This is a genomic window from Phytoactinopolyspora limicola (assembly GCF_011320225.1).
GTDB lineage: Bacteria > Actinomycetota > Actinomycetes > Jiangellales > Jiangellaceae > Phytoactinopolyspora > Phytoactinopolyspora limicola.
The window spans coordinates 72,720-87,942 of record NZ_JAAOEN010000012.1; the positions used below are offsets into that span (position 1 = coordinate 72,720).

The 15,223-nt window shown below is 68.3% G+C and carries 14 protein-coding genes; 4 read left to right on the plus strand and 10 right to left on the minus strand.

Translation table 11 applies throughout. The features are described 5' to 3' along the window. Window positions 1-55: 55 nt before the first annotated feature. From G8760_RS22480 to G8760_RS22500, 5 genes are all read right to left on the minus strand, one after another. Window positions 56-1,954 carry a hydantoinase B/oxoprolinase family protein gene (locus tag G8760_RS22480; protein WP_166355073.1) on the minus strand — a complete coding sequence of 633 codons (1,899 nt, stop codon included), beginning with the start codon at window positions 1,952-1,954 and terminating at the stop codon, window positions 56-58. Next, complete coding sequence (locus G8760_RS22485; protein ID WP_166355074.1) at window positions 1,951-4,041, minus strand: hydantoinase/oxoprolinase family protein; 2,091 nt, start codon at window positions 4,039-4,041, stop codon at window positions 1,951-1,953. The genes G8760_RS22480 and G8760_RS22485 overlap by 4 nt, the downstream gene beginning before the upstream one ends. Before the next feature lie 92 nt (window positions 4,042-4,133). Then, on the minus strand, window positions 4,134-4,514 hold the full coding sequence (locus G8760_RS22490) for a PIN domain-containing protein (protein ID WP_166355143.1): 381 nt from the start codon (window positions 4,512-4,514) through the stop codon (window positions 4,134-4,136). Further along, window positions 4,511-4,963 (minus strand): type II toxin -antitoxin system TacA 1-like antitoxin, encoded by a 453-nt coding sequence (locus tag G8760_RS22495; protein WP_166355075.1) that lies wholly within the window; start codon window positions 4,961-4,963, stop codon window positions 4,511-4,513. Before G8760_RS22495 ends, G8760_RS22490 begins: the two co-directional genes overlap by 4 nt. 69 nt (window positions 4,964-5,032) lie before the next feature. Next, a complete protein-coding gene (locus tag G8760_RS22500; RefSeq protein WP_166355076.1) occupies window positions 5,033-5,248 on the minus strand; it encodes a KTSC domain-containing protein in 216 nt (71 codons plus the stop codon). A gap of 177 nt (window positions 5,249-5,425) precedes the next feature. Between G8760_RS22500 and G8760_RS22505 the strand changes: the two genes are divergently transcribed. The 4 genes from G8760_RS22505 to G8760_RS22520 all read left to right on the plus strand — a co-directional run bounded on the left by G8760_RS22505 (window position 5,426) and on the right by G8760_RS22520 (window position 9,178). Beyond that, on the plus strand, window positions 5,426-5,887 hold the full coding sequence (locus G8760_RS22505) for a GyrI-like domain-containing protein (protein ID WP_166355077.1): 462 nt from the start codon (window positions 5,426-5,428) through the stop codon (window positions 5,885-5,887). Between the two features lie 132 nt (window positions 5,888-6,019). Continuing rightward, on the plus strand, window positions 6,020-6,763 hold the full coding sequence (locus tag G8760_RS22510) for a response regulator transcription factor (RefSeq protein ID WP_207782613.1): 744 nt from the start codon (window positions 6,020-6,022) through the stop codon (window positions 6,761-6,763). Further along, complete coding sequence (locus G8760_RS22515) at window positions 6,760-7,740, plus strand: sensor histidine kinase (RefSeq protein WP_166355078.1); 981 nt, start codon at window positions 6,760-6,762, stop codon at window positions 7,738-7,740. Before G8760_RS22510 ends, G8760_RS22515 begins: the two co-directional genes overlap by 4 nt. A 121-nt stretch (window positions 7,741-7,861) precedes the next feature. Continuing rightward, window positions 7,862-9,178: a vWA domain-containing protein gene (locus G8760_RS22520; RefSeq protein ID WP_166355079.1), complete on the plus strand. Its 1,317-nt coding sequence runs from the start codon at window positions 7,862-7,864 to the stop codon at window positions 9,176-9,178. Between the two features lie 264 nt (window positions 9,179-9,442). Here the strand turns inward: G8760_RS22520 and G8760_RS22525 are convergent, their stop codons facing one another. The 5 genes from G8760_RS22525 to G8760_RS22545 all read right to left on the minus strand — a co-directional run bounded on the left by G8760_RS22525 (window position 9,443) and on the right by G8760_RS22545 (window position 15,211). Further along, the gene (locus tag G8760_RS22525) at window positions 9,443-10,348 is read right to left on the minus strand and encodes a carbon-nitrogen hydrolase family protein (protein ID WP_166355080.1); all 906 of its coding nucleotides are present in this window, start codon (window positions 10,346-10,348) and stop codon (window positions 9,443-9,445) included. A 342-nt stretch (window positions 10,349-10,690) separates the two neighbouring features. Beyond that, window positions 10,691-11,371 carry an SRPBCC family protein gene (locus G8760_RS22530; protein ID WP_166355081.1) on the minus strand — a complete coding sequence of 227 codons (681 nt, stop codon included), beginning with the start codon at window positions 11,369-11,371 and terminating at the stop codon, window positions 10,691-10,693. After that, on the minus strand, window positions 11,368-13,773 hold the full coding sequence (gene cutA / locus G8760_RS22535; protein WP_166355082.1) for an aerobic carbon-monoxide dehydrogenase large subunit: 2,406 nt from the start codon (window positions 13,771-13,773) through the stop codon (window positions 11,368-11,370). Before cutA ends, G8760_RS22530 begins: the two co-directional genes overlap by 4 nt. Continuing rightward, entirely contained in the window at window positions 13,770-14,285 is a 516-nt protein-coding gene (locus G8760_RS22540; RefSeq protein WP_166355083.1) for a (2Fe-2S)-binding protein, read from the minus strand. The genes cutA and G8760_RS22540 overlap by 4 nt, the downstream gene beginning before the upstream one ends. Then, entirely contained in the window at window positions 14,282-15,211 is a 930-nt protein-coding gene (locus tag G8760_RS22545; RefSeq protein WP_166355084.1) for an FAD binding domain-containing protein, read from the minus strand. The genes G8760_RS22540 and G8760_RS22545 overlap by 4 nt, the downstream gene beginning before the upstream one ends. Between the last annotated feature and the right edge of the window lie 12 nt (window positions 15,212-15,223).

Consider the following 15,223-nt stretch of genomic DNA (forward strand, 5'->3'; position numbering starts at 1 on the left):
TAGCACACTATGCCAAAGCCGGCCGTACTCATCGGTCGATCGTGTGTGACAACGTTCACGCGAGCCAGTCGACGCCGGCTGCCGGGGCTCCCCCGGACAGCCGGCTGTAGCCCGGTCCACGATCGAAGAACGGCTCGTCCCCGGCACGGCCGGCCCGTCGTTCGGCCCGCAGTTCGTCACTCGCGGCCGGGTCGAGGACGGGATCGTCGCAGGTGCCGCTGGCCACCACGCCGTAGTCGGATCGGGCACCACCGAACGACACTTTGCGCCACCGGATGTCCCGGAGGACGTCGTCGTACGGGCGCTCCAGCGGGTCACCCCATCCCCCGCCGCCGGTGGTGCGGATCCGGATGACCTCCCCGGCGGCCACTGGCTCGGCGTCGGCTAGTGCGTCCACCTCACGTTCATTGGGCCCGCCGGGGTCGACGGTGACGCTGAATGGCTGGCCGGCCCGCCCCCCGCGCACCCCCCAGCAGGACAGGATCGAGCGGTCGGCGATCGACATGAAGTGGGCATCACGCAACATCCGGATGTGTTTCTCGTACCCCAGCCCACCCCGGAATCGCCCTGGCCCCCCGGAATCGATGGCTAGGCCCAGCCGCTCGACGACGAACGGGAACCGGGACTCGCTGAACTCGCTCGGCAGGTTCCGGGAGTCGGGGACGACGTGGATGGTGTCTTCCCCGTCGGCGTAGTACCGGCCACCGGACCCGCCGCCCAGCACCTCTCGCATCAGGTACGGCCGGCCATTGGTGTCCGTGCCGTAGACGCCGGTGTAACGGATGGTCTCCTGGTCGGCGGGCATGTGACCGTCGACGGCTTTGGCCACGGCCCCGGCCAGCACACCCAACATCCGCAGGATGACGAAGGTGCGGGCGTTGGTCGGCGCTGGGAACACTGGGGTGAGCAGCGTGCCCGGCGGCGGGAATCGCATGTGGATGAGCGGCACGATGCCCTCGTTGACGTCCAGCTCGGCCATCCGCTCCGGTGTGTCGGCGAGATTGCGCAGGACCGGTGCCAGCCACTTCTTCAGGAACACCCCGTCGGCGTAGTCGCCGGCGTGGTTGATCGGCCCCTTCGCCTGCGGGCCGGTGCCGGTGAAGTCGATGGTGAGGGTGCCGCCGTCGGCGTCGGACTTGGTCAGCGTGATCCGCTGCCGGTGCAGCATGGGTTCGTCGACGCCGTCGTGTTCGGCGTAGTCCTCCCAGGTGTACGAGCCAGCCGGGATCTTCGACAGCACTTCGCGCCGGAACGTCTCGGTGGTCTGATCGAGGATGGCGTCGAAACACGCCTCCACCGTCGGCTGACCGTAGCGGCCGAAGAGTTCGGCCATGCGCCGGGCACCCATGAGGCACGCCGCGCACTCCGCGTCGAGATCGGCCGCCAGCGACTCCGGCATCCGGGAGTTCCTGGTCATGATCTTCAGCGCGGCCTCATTGGGCACTCCGGCGTCCCACAGCTTGATCGGCGGGACCATCAGGCCTTCCTCGAACACGCTGGTGGCGCGGGACGGCATCGAGCCAGGCACGGCCCCGCCGATGTCGTCGTGGTGACCGAACGCCTGCACGAATGCCACCACCGAGTCGGTGCCGTCGGCGCCGCGGTGAAACACCGGGGCGGTCACGCACAGATCCGGCAGATGCCCGATACCTCCCTCGGAGAGATAGACGTCGTTGTGGAAGTACACATCGCCCGGGCGCATGGTCTCGATCGGGTAATCCCGGGCCACCGGATGCACCAGCGCCGAATACGACCGGCCGGTCAGCTTGCGCAGATGGCGATCATGGATGCCGGCCCGGTAGTCATGGGCGTCGCGGATCATCGGCGAGCGCGAGGTGCGGCCGATGGCGGTCTCGACCTCCTGCTCGACGCTGGCCAGGTAGCCCTGGACGATCTCCACCAGGACCGGGTCGGCGGCGACGCCGTCGGTGAGGTGGTAGCTGCTGTTGGTCATGCCGCGCCCTCCCGTCGCATCAGCAGGTTCCCGAACCGGTCGACCCGGACCTGGAACCCCGGGTGCACCGGCACGGTGGACCCGAACTCCTCGATGACGGCGGGGCCGGTCACCGTGTCACCGGCACCCAGCGCCGACCTCTGGTAGACGTCGGCGTCGTGCCACTCGTCGAAGTACACCCGCCGCTGCGCAGCGGGGACGGCACCGGTACCCGGGGCGATCTCGACCATCTCGGGGCGCCGGATCGGGCCGATCCCGGTGACCCGCAGGTTGACCCATTCGACCTCCTGGCGGGAGTCGTCCCGGAAGTCGTAGCCATACAGCGCTCGGTGCGCGTCGTGGAAGGCGTCGGCGACCGTCTGGGCCAGCTCCGGGGTGACCGGGCCGTCCGGAACGTCGACGCGGACCTCGAACGCTTGCCCGTAGTACCGGAGGTCGGCGGTGCGCACGAAACGCCGCTGCGCTGGCTCGAACCCCTCTCGCCGCAGTGCCACGTCCGCCTCGGCGCGAAGATCGTCAAGGATCTTCGCGACGCTCGCGTGGTCCAGTTCGGCGTGCCGGGCGACGGCGGTGCGGACGTAGTCGTTGCGCACGTCGACGGTGAGCAGACCGTACGCGGAGAGGTTACCGGGGTTCACCGGTACCAGGACCCCGTCGAGTCCGAGGACGTCCACCAGGCGACAGGCCAGCAGGGAACCTGAGCCGCCGAAGGTAACCAGGGTGAAGTCGCGGACGTCGAGGCCACGCTTCACGGTGATCTGGCGCAGGGCGTTGGCCTGGTTCCAGGCCGAGATCTCCAGCACGCCGGCGGCACACTGCTCGACGTCGAGGTTCAGCCGGGCGGCCAGGTCCGCGATGCCGCGGGCAGCCGCCGGCGCGTCGAGTGGGATTTCGCCGCCCAGCAGGTGGGGCGGGATCCGGCCGAGCACGACGTGTGCGTCGGTGACGGTTGGCTCCGTGCCCCCTGTGCCGTAGCAGATCGGGCCCGGGTCGGCGCCGGCCGAATGCGGCCCGACCTTCAACGTTCCCTCGGGACTCAACCACCCGATCGAACCACCACCCGCACCGACGGTGACGACGTCGATCATGGGGATCTTGCTGGGGTAACGGCCCACGGACCCCTCGGTGGTCAACGCCGGGTGTCCGTCGACGACGACGGTGACGTCGGTGGACGTACCGCCGCCGTCGAGGGTGAGCACACTGGAGTAACCGGCCGTTCCGGCCACCACCGCCGCGCCCAGTGCACCCGCCGCCGGTCCGGACAGCACGGTGGTGATCGGTTGCGAGGCGACCTCGTCGGCGGACAACACTCCACCGTTGGACTTCATCACGTAGAACGGCAGAGCGTGGTCCTGCCCGTTGGCCCCCGACAGCTCGCTCAGGCGGGTACTGATGTTGGCGACATAACGGCGAATGTTCGGTTTGACGGCGGCGTCGACCAGGGTGGTGACGCTGCGCTCGTACTCGCGGTATTCGCGGAGCACGTCCGAGGAGATCGACACCGTCGCCTCCGGGTGCTCACGGGCCAACACGTCGCGCATCAGCAGTTCGTGTTCGGGGTTGGCGTAGGCGTGCAGGAAACACACCCCGATGGTGGTGATGCCGCGATCACGGAAGAACCGGGCGGCCGCGACCGCGTCGTCCTCGTCGAACGGCCGGATGACGGTGCCGTCGACCGACAGCCGGCCCCGGACGGTACGCACCCGGTCGACCGGCACGATCCGGGGTGGCTTGACCCAGAAGTAGCTGTTGCCGTAGCCGTCCGGGACCGACTGGCGGGCGATCTCGAGCATGTGCTCGTACCCTTCGGTGGTGACGAACCCGAGGTCGTCGACCTTGCCTTCGAGGAGTTTGTTGGTGGCGACGGTGGTGCCGTGACACACCGCGGACACGGCGGATGGCACGGCACCAAGGTGGTCGAGGACCTTGTGCAGGCCGGTCATGAAGCCGTCGGCCGGATCGGCCGGGGTGGATGGCGTCTTGGTCGCGGCCAGCCGGCCGGTGCGCTCGTCGACGGCGACGACGTCGGTGAACGTACCGCCGGTGTCGATGCCGACGCGGATGCTGGAGGTGGGTGGCGATCCCATGCGGCGATTCAACCGGCAGAAGTTGCCTGACGCGTCGGCAACTTCTGCCAAGGCCGGACGTTCGGCTTGGTGACCGGTGCAGCCTTGAGCGCTCAGAGCTTGAAGGGCGCCCGGAGACCGGTGAACATCGGGAAGTGCCGGACGTTGAGTGTGGCGAGCCGCAGCCCCCGCACATCCGCGGTGGCGGCGATCATGTAGTCACCCAAGCCGATGCCGTCATGGCTACGCCGGTACTGCCGAGTAAACTCCCCCGCCCGGCGGGCCACCACCTCGGTCACCGGCTCCACCCGAAACGCGCCGAGCAACGACCAGACCTCGCGGCGCTCCCCGGACCGCATGCCTCCGGTCAGCTCAGCCACCGACACCACACTGATACTCAGCGGCCCCGCCTGACGGGCCTGGAGCAGCCATGCCCGGGCCGCATCCAGACCGCGAAGGTGCGCGATCAAAACATCGCTGTCGACCAGCATCAGTCCTCGTCTGCTCGCACGCTGGCCAGATGACGCGCCCGCTCATCCACACCCCGGGGTGTGATCTCGATGTCGGGGTACGCCCCGAACGACGCGTCGAGGGCAGCGAGATCCGCCGCCAGGTCATCACCGACCCCAGCGAGCGCCCGGCCGAGCAGCCGCCGCACCACCTCATCCCGGGAAGCCCCCTCCGCGGCCGCCATCTGGTGCACCATCTGCGTGGCCTCGACCCCCAGGGCGTCGACCAGCTGTGCGCTCGTCTCGCCCGCACCCGCCGACCCGTCACCAAGAACGTGCTCGACTCGGTCACTGACCGCCCGCACCACGAAGTCGGACACGCTCATCTCCACCTCTCGCGCGGCCCGCTCAAGCCGCGTTTTGAAATCCGGCGACACGCGCACGTGCAGCCGCTGACTCCGGCGCTCCTGCCACTGGGCATCGATACGAGGCATGACACCACCATCCATGTTCATTCTGTGCACCCAGTGTACGCACACTGCCTTCGGTCCACAACCCTGGCGTCACTCCTGCACGTAGACGACCCGATATCTGGGTTTGATCCGCTCGTTGATGAAACGCCCCTTGCTCTCCGCCCGAAGAAGGCCCGCGACGTCGAACTCCGGCACGTCCAGGTACTGGTACACGTAGCCAGAGTGGAACGCCACCTCCAGTGTCCGGCTGGCCGCGTCGTACCCCACGGACTCGATCACCGACGAGGCGACCGGTCGTCTGCGCATGTCCACCACCGTCCTCTTCCTGACGACGATCGTCACCCACGATGGGTACCCCCGCAACCACCCCCGTCGTCGCCGTTCGGCCGCATCAGCGCCAGCCGAAAGCCTCTGGCTGGCGGCACCGAACGACGACATGGTGGGAAGGGAAAAGAGGAACACCTGTCACATCCGGAGGACGCCATGAGCCAGGAGATCACCGTCAAGACGGTGGAACCCGAGGTGCTCGTCGGAGTGCGGATCACCGCCAAGGCCGGCGAGCTGGGACACGAGGTGAGCAGCGCCTACCAACAGATCTACCACGCCATCGATCAAGCCGGGCTGGTTCCGGCGGGCCCACCTCGGTTGGTCTACTACGACCTGCATGAAGACACGTGGACCGTCGAGGCCTGCGCGCCCTTGGTCCAGGCGACCGAGATGCCAGACGGCCTTGCCGTCCACACTTCAGCCGGAGGGCGGGTCGCCGCCACTGTTCACACCGGGTCGTACGACGACATCCCCCAGGCGTACGCGGACCTCGAGAAATGGGTCAGCGAACACGATCTCACCCTGACCGGTGAGCCGTACGACATCTATCTCAACTCCCCAGCCGATGTCAGCGACGACGCCGAGCTCCGCACCGAGATCCGCTGGCCTGTCACGTAGCCGACCAACCCGTCCTTGCGGCTCCCGGCGTCTCCCGGCGTCGTCCTCCCGCCAGTTGTTGCTCATCCGGCGGGCACCACGGGTGCGCGTCGCCGGGCTCCGCTATGATCTGGCCGCCGCATGATGTTTGGGGTGGTTGGCCTGAATACGAACGACGAGCATGGACGTCCCGTCGTGCTGCTGGCCGACGACGAACGAGCTATCACCGACAACCTCGGGCCGTTCCTCGAACGTTCCGGGTTCAGCGTCCACGTCGTCCACGACGGAGCCGCCGCTCTGGCCGCCGTCGCCGACGTCGATCCAGACCTGTGTGTCCTCGACGTCATGATGCCCCGGCTCGACGGACGCGAGGTGCTCCGCCGCCTCCGGGGCGACGGCCGTCACACCCCGGTCGTCCTGCTGACCCAGGTCGGCGAGGCCGGCGAGCGGGCCATGGCGCTGGAAGAAGGCGCCGACGACTACCTCAACAAACCCTTCGACCCGCAGGAGCTGATCGCCCGGATCCGGGCCGTACTCCGCCGGGCCCGCCCCGGGCGGCCACCGCTGGCCACCGAGGGTGTGCTGCGCAGTGGCCCACTCCGGTTCGACCGGGTAGCCCGCCGGGCCTGGCTCGGTGAACGCCAGCTCACCCTGACCCCGAAAGCGCTCACGCTGCTCGACTACCTGCTGACCCATCCGGATGAACTACTGACCAGGGAACGGTTGCTCGAAGTGTTGTGGGGGTTCGCCACCCCGGTCGGCACGCGCGCCGTCGACAACCGGGTCGCCGAACTACGCCGCCTCCTCGACGACGATCCGTCGGCGCCCACCTGGATCGAGACGGTGCCCGGGCTCGGTTACCGCTTCTGCGGACGCATCGAACGGGGTGGCCAATGAGCGACGTGGTGCGCACCGAGGCCGTCCACCCCGTGCGCAGCGGGCCACGAACGATCCATGTGGTGCTGACGGCGGTGCCCGCCGTCGCCGGAATCGTCGCCGCGGCGGCCGTTTATGGCACCGATGCAGCCGCCCGGCTCACCGTGTGGGCCCACCTGTGGGCGGCGATCCTCGTCGCCGGCCTCCTGGCTACCGCCCTGGTGATGGTGCCCGTGCTGATCCGCGCCCGGATGTCTCACGTCCGGGCGGAAGCGGCCGCCGCCGCTGAGCAGGTCGCGACGGCCAACCACCACCGGTTCATGCTGCGGCTCGACCACGAGCTCAAGAACCCGGTCACCGCCATGCAGGTGGGTATCGCCAACCTGTCCGGGGTGCTGGAGGAGAGCGCCGATCGCCGGGCCTCATCCGTCGTCGAAAGTGTGGCGACCCAGGCCCAGCGGATCGCCGACCTCGTGGCCGACCTGCGCAAGCTGGCCGAACTCGAGACCCGCCCGATCGAACAAGACTCAGTCGACCTGCCCGACCTCCTCGACGAGGTACGCGACGCGGCGAAAGAGCTGGACGGCGCCGAGCGGCGCAGCATCACGCTGACGGTGCCTCAGGCGCCGTGGCCGCTGTCTCCGGTCGCCGGTGACCGCGACTTGCTGTTCCTCGCCTTCTACAACCTCCTCGCGAACTCGGTGAAGTTCACCAGCGACGACGATCACATCGAACTACGCGCCCACGACGACCAGGCGTACGTCGTCGTCGAAGTCGCCGACACCGGTATCGGCATCCCCTTCGAGGAGGTCGGTCAGGTCTGGGACGAACTCGCCCGCGGTCAGGCCGCGCGTGGCACCCCCGGGATGGGCCTCGGCCTGGCGATGGTGCGAGCCGTGATCGTCCGGCACGGTGGCACGGTGGCCCTTCGCAGCCGGGACGGCCACGGCACGGTCGTCACGGTGCGGCTCCCGGCGTCGGTGCCGTCCGCGCCATGACTCGTGTATCCGGTCTGCTACCCGTGTCGCAGGGCTGCGACACGACGGCACTATCAGCGCGACAACCGGCCTCTACGGTCGATTTACCAGCTAGTTGACCGCTCTTGAGAGGACCGGATCAATGCACCGAACACCCCGTACCCGCCGGCCCGGACTCGTCGCCGCTGCCATTCTCTCCGCCGTGCTACTCGTGAGCGCCTGCGGCGCCGAGGTCAGCTCCGGCGACACCACCGCGCTGTCCAACGACACTCCGGATCCCACCCACGTCGTCACGCCAGACCCGCAACCGGATCCGGACGCCGACGGCGAGGGGTCCGACGACCATTCCGAGGATCCCGGCACCGATTCCGGCACACCGGACAACGATGACTCCGATCCGCCCGCCCCGGAGAACCAGGAGGTCCGGGACGAGAGCGACAGCACCGCCATCATGCTCGTCATGGACGCCTCCGGTTCGATGAACGAAGCCGACCTCGGTGACGGCGAAACCACCCGGCTCGCGGCCGCCAAGGATGCCTTGCGGGGGGTCGTCAACGGACTCGGCGACGGCACCAACGTCGGCCTCCGGGTCTTCGGCAGCACATCGGCCAGCGACGATCGCGAGGTGGGTTGCCGGGACACCGAGCTGATCCACCCCGTGGCACCACTCGACCGGGCCGCCATGCTCGACGCGATCGACGGCTTCCAGGCCGCCGGGTGGACACCCATCGGCCAGGCACTACGGGACGCCGGCAGCGACCTGCCACCCGAAGGCCCGAGGTCTATCATCCTCGTCTCCGACGGAGAAGACACCTGCGCTCCCCCGCCGCCCTGCGAGGTGGCCGCCGACCTGGCCGAGGACGGCATCGACCTCACCATCCACACCGTGGGTTTCGCGCTGGAGGACAATGAGCAGGCTCGCGAAGAACTCGGTTGCATCGCCGACGTCGGCCATGGTGTTTTCTACGACGTCGACAGCGCCGATGAGCTAGCGAACACGCTGCGGCAGATCACCCAGCGTGAAGAGCGCCGGGTGGTGGCCGAAGGAATCCGCTTCGAAGGTGCCCCCATCCCGCAGCGGGCCAACACCGGTCAGCTCAACACCACCTACACCGACGTAGTGCTCCGAGAGGAAGAGAACTTCTACCGCTTCGAGATCACACCAGGGACCACCCTTCAGGCCGACGTGTTAGTGGTCGGCAACGATTCCGTCGACGACGGCTGCGGACCGCTGCACCTCGGCATCCTGTTCACCAATGAGCAAGAAACCAGCAGCTACTTCACCCACCACTTCACTTCCACCCGCTACCCAACGGAGACGTTGGCCGCATCCACCCTGCCACGGGCGCTGGACACAGATGAGGTCTGGTTCAAGATCGAGACCAGGACGCCGTCCAACCAGCGATGTGACTCCCAGGGCCAGTTCGACGTCGAGTTCGTCGTGAAAACAGTCGACTGACCGCCGGTCCAGCTGTCCAGATAACCGTTCTTTTCGCCGAGCCTTCTGGCGATCTGACGGATTGTGTAAACCACAGCAGCCGAATAACGTGAAGAAAGTGCTCCTCGCCCGCGGTGGATCGACTTATGAGGGTCCGATCGCCCGGCCGAGGAGCACCTTCTGCGCAGAACCTACACCGAATCCAGTGAAAGCGCGCGCCGAAACGGCCCCGGTCCGGTATAAGGCGCACACCCGCCCGGAAGGTCGATCTTTCGTACTCGACAGTCAGGGGCGGGCATGCGGAAACGTCGTCGCCGCCTCCCGGGTGAGATCGTCGGCATGCCGGCGGATCATCTCCAGGTTGCGGTCGGCGAGGTGGTCGAAACCCTGACCGATGCTCGACGCCGGGGTGAGCGAACGCAACGCTGCCTCCGGATCCAGGCGGGCCGAGATCCAGCATTCGTGGGTTGCGGCGCGGGCAACGACCTCGGCGACCGGCGTGACGATCATCGAGTTGCCGAAGTACATCACCCCCGCCGGGTCGCTGCCGGTGCAGTTGGCGCCAATGACGTAGACGTGGTTGTCGTAGGCGCGGGCCCGGTTCGTCAACTCCCAGATGTCCGCGGAGCGCAGTAACGCCGACGGCCGGACGATCACCTCCGCACCCCGCACCGCGGCGATCCTCGACAACTCCGGGTAATCGCCGTCGAAGCAGATGATCATGCCGATACCGCCGAGTTCGGTGTCGACGACCGGAACGTCATGTCCCGGAGTGACCCATCCGCCGCGGGAGCGCAACTCGGTGCAGTAGGGATGCGTCTTGTGGTAGACACCGCGGATCGAGCCGTCCGGGCCGGCCAGCGCGGCGGCGTTGTAGACCACGCCACGGTCCTCGCCTCGCTGGTAAGCACCCCAGACCAGATAGATCCCCAACCGGTCGGCCACCTCTTGGAACGGCTCGGCGTGTCCGCCGGGGATGTCCGTGATCAGGTCCCAGAGCTGTTCCGGGCTACAGTCCGGGGTGAACCCGGTGGTCACCGACTCGGGCAACACCACGAGGTCGGCCCCGGTGTCGGCCACGCAGCGTTCGACGTACTCCACCGCGTGGTCGATGTTCGCCTTGATCGACTCCGGGGTCAACTGCTCGGCTCGCGGCCTTACCTGGATCGCGGCCGCCGTAAATGCTCGCATGCGACGTCCCTCCTACTCCCCACTGTGTCACCTGATCTCCGTTTCCGCTCCTGATCGTTTTCTGCGGAGCGATCAGATGCGCCGACGCCCGCGTCTACACCGGACACCCGCGCACTTCGTGCACCTGATCATCTCCACCATTCGGACGCCCGACGATCAGATGCATAACCCCGCGGGATTCTTCACCTTTGTCATCTGATCTTTTGCCATCCGCGTGGTGATGCCATCGTCAGAATCGATCAGACGACCAACACTCTGCGAAACACGTCGTCCGTGCACCTGATCGCTCCGCAGAAAACGATCAGGTGACAAAACGGAGATCAGGTGCACAACGGGGGGCGGTTACGAGCGGCGGCCGGCGATCCAGCCGCCTATCGCCACTCCGGCCAACGCGATCACCGCGCCTACCAGCATGCCCCGGCCGAACTCGCCACCCAACACATCCGTACCACCACCTTGAGCACCCGGCGCCTCGTATACACCAGGCATGGCGGCACCAGGCTGCCCGGCAGATACGCCGGCAGCCCCCTCCGGTCCGGCGGCCACGCCGGGCACCCCGACGGTGGCCGCCGCCGCGGTTGGCACCTTTCCGGTCAGCACGTCGTCGACGGCGGTGAAGAACTCCCCGGCGGTCTTTTTGGCCACGCCGGTCAGCATGCGCTGGCCCACTCCGCCGATCATGCCGCCCACGATGGCGTCGGCGTCGTAGTCCAGCCGCGTCCCGTCGCCGTTTTCGCTGAGTGTCACCCGCACGTTGGCGCTCACCGTGCCGGGCGCACCGGCCCCGGATGCGACCATGACGAACGACCCCGGCTCCTGCTGATCCTGCAGACGTACCTCGCCGGCGTAGGTGCCTTTGATCGACGCGACGCCGGCCGCGACGGTCATCCGGTACTGGTCCGGACCGATCGCTTCCAACCGCTGGCATCCGGGGATGGTCCGCACCAGCACGGCGGGGTCGTTCAGCGCCTCCCATACCCGTTCCCGGGGTGCGTGCAACACAGCGGAACCAGTGATCTTCATGCTTCAAGACCCTTCTCGGCGGACGACGCAAGCTCGTGCTGTACGCGCAGATGGTGCAGTTCGGAGGGCGAGATCGGCATCCGGGTGATCCGGAACCCTTCGGCGTCTTCGATGGCCGAGGCCAGCGCGGCGGATCCGGGGATCACTCCCGCCTCGCCGGCGCCTTTGATGCCGAGCGGGTTGAGCGGCGAAGGAGTCTCCAGATGGTCGGTCTCCACTGCCGGCACCTCGGTGGAGTACGGCATCAGAAAGTCCATGAACGACGCGTTGAGTAGTTGCCCGGCGTCGTCGTAGACCATCCGCTCGTACAAAGCGCCGCCCACCCCCTGGGCGACGCCACCGTGGATCTGGCCTTCGACGATACGCGGGTTGATCAACGTGCCGCAGTCATGCACCACGCAGTACCGCAGCACGGTGATCTCGGCGGTGTCCGGGTCGGTCTCGACGATGACGGCATGCATGCCGTTGGCGAAGGTGGACCGGGGCGGCGAGTAGTACCCCGTCCCTTCCAGCCCCGGGGAGTCTCCCTCGGCCACCGGTGGCCGGTCCGGGTCGGCCGGGCTGGCGAACTGAGTGGCCCGCTGCGTCTCCTCGTCGAACGCGTACCGCAACGGGTTGGACAGCACGGCCACGGTGGCCAGCGGCACGCTGGAACCAGGGGCGCCTTTCACCTGCACGACACCGTCGACGATCTCCAGGTCACGCGGATCGGCCTCCAACGCCTCACCGGCCACCCGCAGCGCCTTCTCCCGGACCTGCCGGGCTGCCACGGCGATGGCGTTTCCGCTCATGACGGCCGCCCGGGACGCGAAGGTGCCAACGGCGTATTTGAAGCGGCGGGTGTCGCCCGTCGTCACCGTCACTTTGTCGATCGGCACCCCGAGCTCGTCGGCGACTACCTGCGCGAACGCGGTCTGGTGGCCCTGCCCTTGGGTGGTGAGCCCGGTGGCGACGACGACGCCGCCATCCGTCTCGACCTTGACGAACCCTCCTTCGTACGGGCCGACACCGGTGCCTTCCACGTAGCAGGCCAGGCCGATGCCGACCCGCCTCCCCTCGGCTCGCGCCGCCGTGCGGTACTGCTCGAACTCGTCCCACCCCACCAGCTTCTTCAGCTTCTCCAGCGACGCCGGATAGTCGCCGGAGTCGTAGATGAGCGGCCGGCCGTCCTGGAACGTCAGACCGTGGTCGAAGGGCATCTCGGCGGGCTGGATGAAGTTACGCTCTCGAACGACGGTGCGGTCCAGGCCGAGGTGCTGGGCGATGGCGTCCATGGTGCGTTCCATGGTGAAACAGCCCTGTGGCCGACCGGCTCCTCGATACGGCGTGACCGGGACGGTGTTGGTGTAGAGGCTGAAGAACTCCACCCGGTACGCCCCCGGCTTGTACGGGCCAAGGAGTTGGGTGGAGGTGATGATCGGCACGATGATCCCGTACGGCGTGTAGGCGCCGTTGTCGTGCCAGAAGGTGACGTCGAGCCCCAGCAGCCGGCCGTCGTCGTCGAAGCCGGCCCGCACCTTGTGCAGCTGACCGCGCTCGTGTGCGCTGGAGACGAAGTGCTCGCGGCGGTCTTCGGTCCATTTCACCGGCTGGCCGAGGGTGAGCGCGGCCCACGGGATGAGGATCTCCTCCGGCCACGGATGAACGATCTTCACGCCGAATCCGCCGCCGACGTCCGGCGCCACCACCTCTACCCGGTCGGCCTCGAGGCCGAGCTTGGCGGCGACGGCCGCTCGCACCGACGTCGACGCCTGAGTGGAGGTGTAGACGCGCAGGCTGCGGTCGTCGGAGTCCCAGCGGGCCCAGACGCCTTTACCCTCCATCGGCATAGACGCGCTGCGTTCGATGTCCAGGTCGAGTTCGACGACGTTCGGTGCCGCGTCGATGGCGGCCGCGGCGTCGCCCACTTCCTGCACGAGATGAGCGGCGACGTTGCCGGGGACGTCGTCATGCACCAGCTGGGCACCGTCGCGGGCATTCTCGATGCCGACGACGGGCGGGTCGAAGTCGAACGACACCCGGATCCGGTCACACGCGTCTTCGGCGAGATAACGGCTGGTGGCGACGACCATGACGATTGGCTCGCCGACGTGGTTGACCTCGTCTTTGGCCAGCGCACACGGAGTGCGGCCATGGGTGAGCGCAGGGTGTGGGATCAGCAGGGGCAGCGGCTCGCCAACCCGGCCGGGAAGGTCTTCGTGGGTGTAGATGGCCACCAGGCCTTGGACGTCGAGTGCGTCGGTGACGTCGATGTCGACGATCCGGGCATGGGCGTGCGGGCTACGTACGAAGGCGACCTCGAGGGCACCGGCACCGATGTCGTCCACGTAGCGGCCCTGTCCGGCCAGCAGCCTCGGGTCTTCCCGCCGGGTGATGGGGGCGCCGAGCATTCTGGTGGTCACTGGGCCACCTCCCCCGTCGAACCGCGCAGTTCGGCGGCGCGGAGCACCGAGGCGACGATGTTCTGATACCCCGTGCAACGGCAGAGGTTTCCGGCGATGGCCTCGCGGGCTTCGTCCTCGCTCGGCTGCGGGTTCTCATCCAGATACGCGGTGATCGTGGTGACGAATCCGGGGGTGCAGAACCCACACTGCAGGCCGTGGCAGTCCCGGAACGCCTGCTGCACCGGCCCCAGCCCGCCATCGCCGCTACTACACCCTTCAACCGTCGTGACCTGCGCGCCGTCGTGCATCACGGCGAACTGCAAACACGATCGGATCGGCCGGCCGTCGACCAGCACCGTGCACGCACCGCAGACGCCGTGTTCACACCCGACGTGGGTGCCGGTCAGGCCGAGATCGTGGCGGAGGAAGTCGGACAGCAGCCGGCGCGCGGGCACGGCGGCGGCCCGGGGCACGCCGTTGACCACGACGGTCACCTCGTGCAGCGGCTCGTCTGCGGGGATGTCGGTCACGCGGTCTCCTCCGTCTCGCCGGTGTGGTGGTTGACGCCGCGCCCGCGTGCGTCCAGCGCGGCCGCGGTGAGCGCCCGGCCGGTAAGCACCGCTGCCAGATGACGGCGGTACTCCGCGGTGGCGTGGATGTCGGCGTCGGGACGTAGCGTGGAGGCGGCCAGCCGACCCGCGGCTGACCAATCGGCCGTGTCGGCCGGTCCGGTACCCACCGCGTCGAGGAGATCGAGCACCACCGGCGTGGTGTCGACCGAGATGTAGGCCGCCCGCGCTCCGACGACGCGGTGGTCGGCGTCGACGGTGACCAGCGCGCCGACCCCGCAGACCGCGTAGTCTCCGTGCCGGCGCGCCACCTCCAGCCATGCCGTTCCGGTCTGGCCGGGCGGCACCGGGAACGTCGCCGAGACCGCCAGCTCACCGGGCTCGGCCGCCGATTCCAGGGGGCCGACGAAGAAATCGGCGGCGCCAACCCGGCGGCTACCGTTCGCCGAGCGCAGCTCGACCGACCCATCGAGCAGCGCCAGCACCGCCGTCATCTCGCCCGCCGGGTCGGCATGCACGATGCTGCCGACGGTGGTGCCGCGGTTGCGGATGGTGGGGTGAGCCACGTGTCGAAGCGCCCGGCGCAGCAATGGAAGGGCCTGGTGTGCCGCAGGGTCGCGTTCGACGTCGGCGTGCCGCGCCGCGGCGCCCACCACGACGGCGGGCCCGGCACCATCCGGGCTGGTGCCGGTGGCACGGACGTAGTTCAACTCCTGGAGTTGGTTGATGTCGACCAGATGCGGCGGTGCGGCCAGCCGCATGTTCAGCAACGGCACCAGGCTCTGCCCGCCGGCCAGCACCTTCGCGTCGGTGCCCAGCTCAGTCAGCAGCCCTACCGCGGCCTCGGTGGTGCCGGGCCGGTGGTAGGTGAACGGCGATGGCTTCACGCGATCATCCTC

Bases quoted from the DNA above. Each gene is read 5' to 3' on its own strand.
- G8760_RS22480 (WP_166355073.1), bottom strand. From the start codon at position 1,954: ATGACCAACAGCAGCTACCACCTCACCGACGGCGTCGCCGCCGACCCG.
- G8760_RS22485 (WP_166355074.1), bottom strand. From the start codon at position 4,041: ATGGGATCGCCACCCACCTCCAGCATCCGCGTCGGCATCGACACCGGC.
- G8760_RS22495 (WP_166355075.1), bottom strand. From the start codon at position 4,963: ATGCCTCGTATCGATGCCCAGTGGCAGGAGCGCCGGAGTCAGCGGCTG.
- G8760_RS22500 (WP_166355076.1), bottom strand. From the start codon at position 5,248: ATGCGCAGACGACCGGTCGCCTCGTCGGTGATCGAGTCCGTGGGGTAC.
- G8760_RS22505 (WP_166355077.1), top strand. From the start codon at position 5,426: ATGAGCCAGGAGATCACCGTCAAGACGGTGGAACCCGAGGTGCTCGTC.
- G8760_RS22515 (WP_166355078.1), top strand. From the start codon at position 6,760: ATGAGCGACGTGGTGCGCACCGAGGCCGTCCACCCCGTGCGCAGCGGG.
- G8760_RS22520 (WP_166355079.1), top strand. From the start codon at position 7,862: ATGCACCGAACACCCCGTACCCGCCGGCCCGGACTCGTCGCCGCTGCC.
- G8760_RS22525 (WP_166355080.1), bottom strand. From the start codon at position 10,348: ATGCGAGCATTTACGGCGGCCGCGATCCAGGTAAGGCCGCGAGCCGAG.
- G8760_RS22530 (WP_166355081.1), bottom strand. From the start codon at position 11,371: ATGAAGATCACTGGTTCCGCTGTGTTGCACGCACCCCGGGAACGGGTA.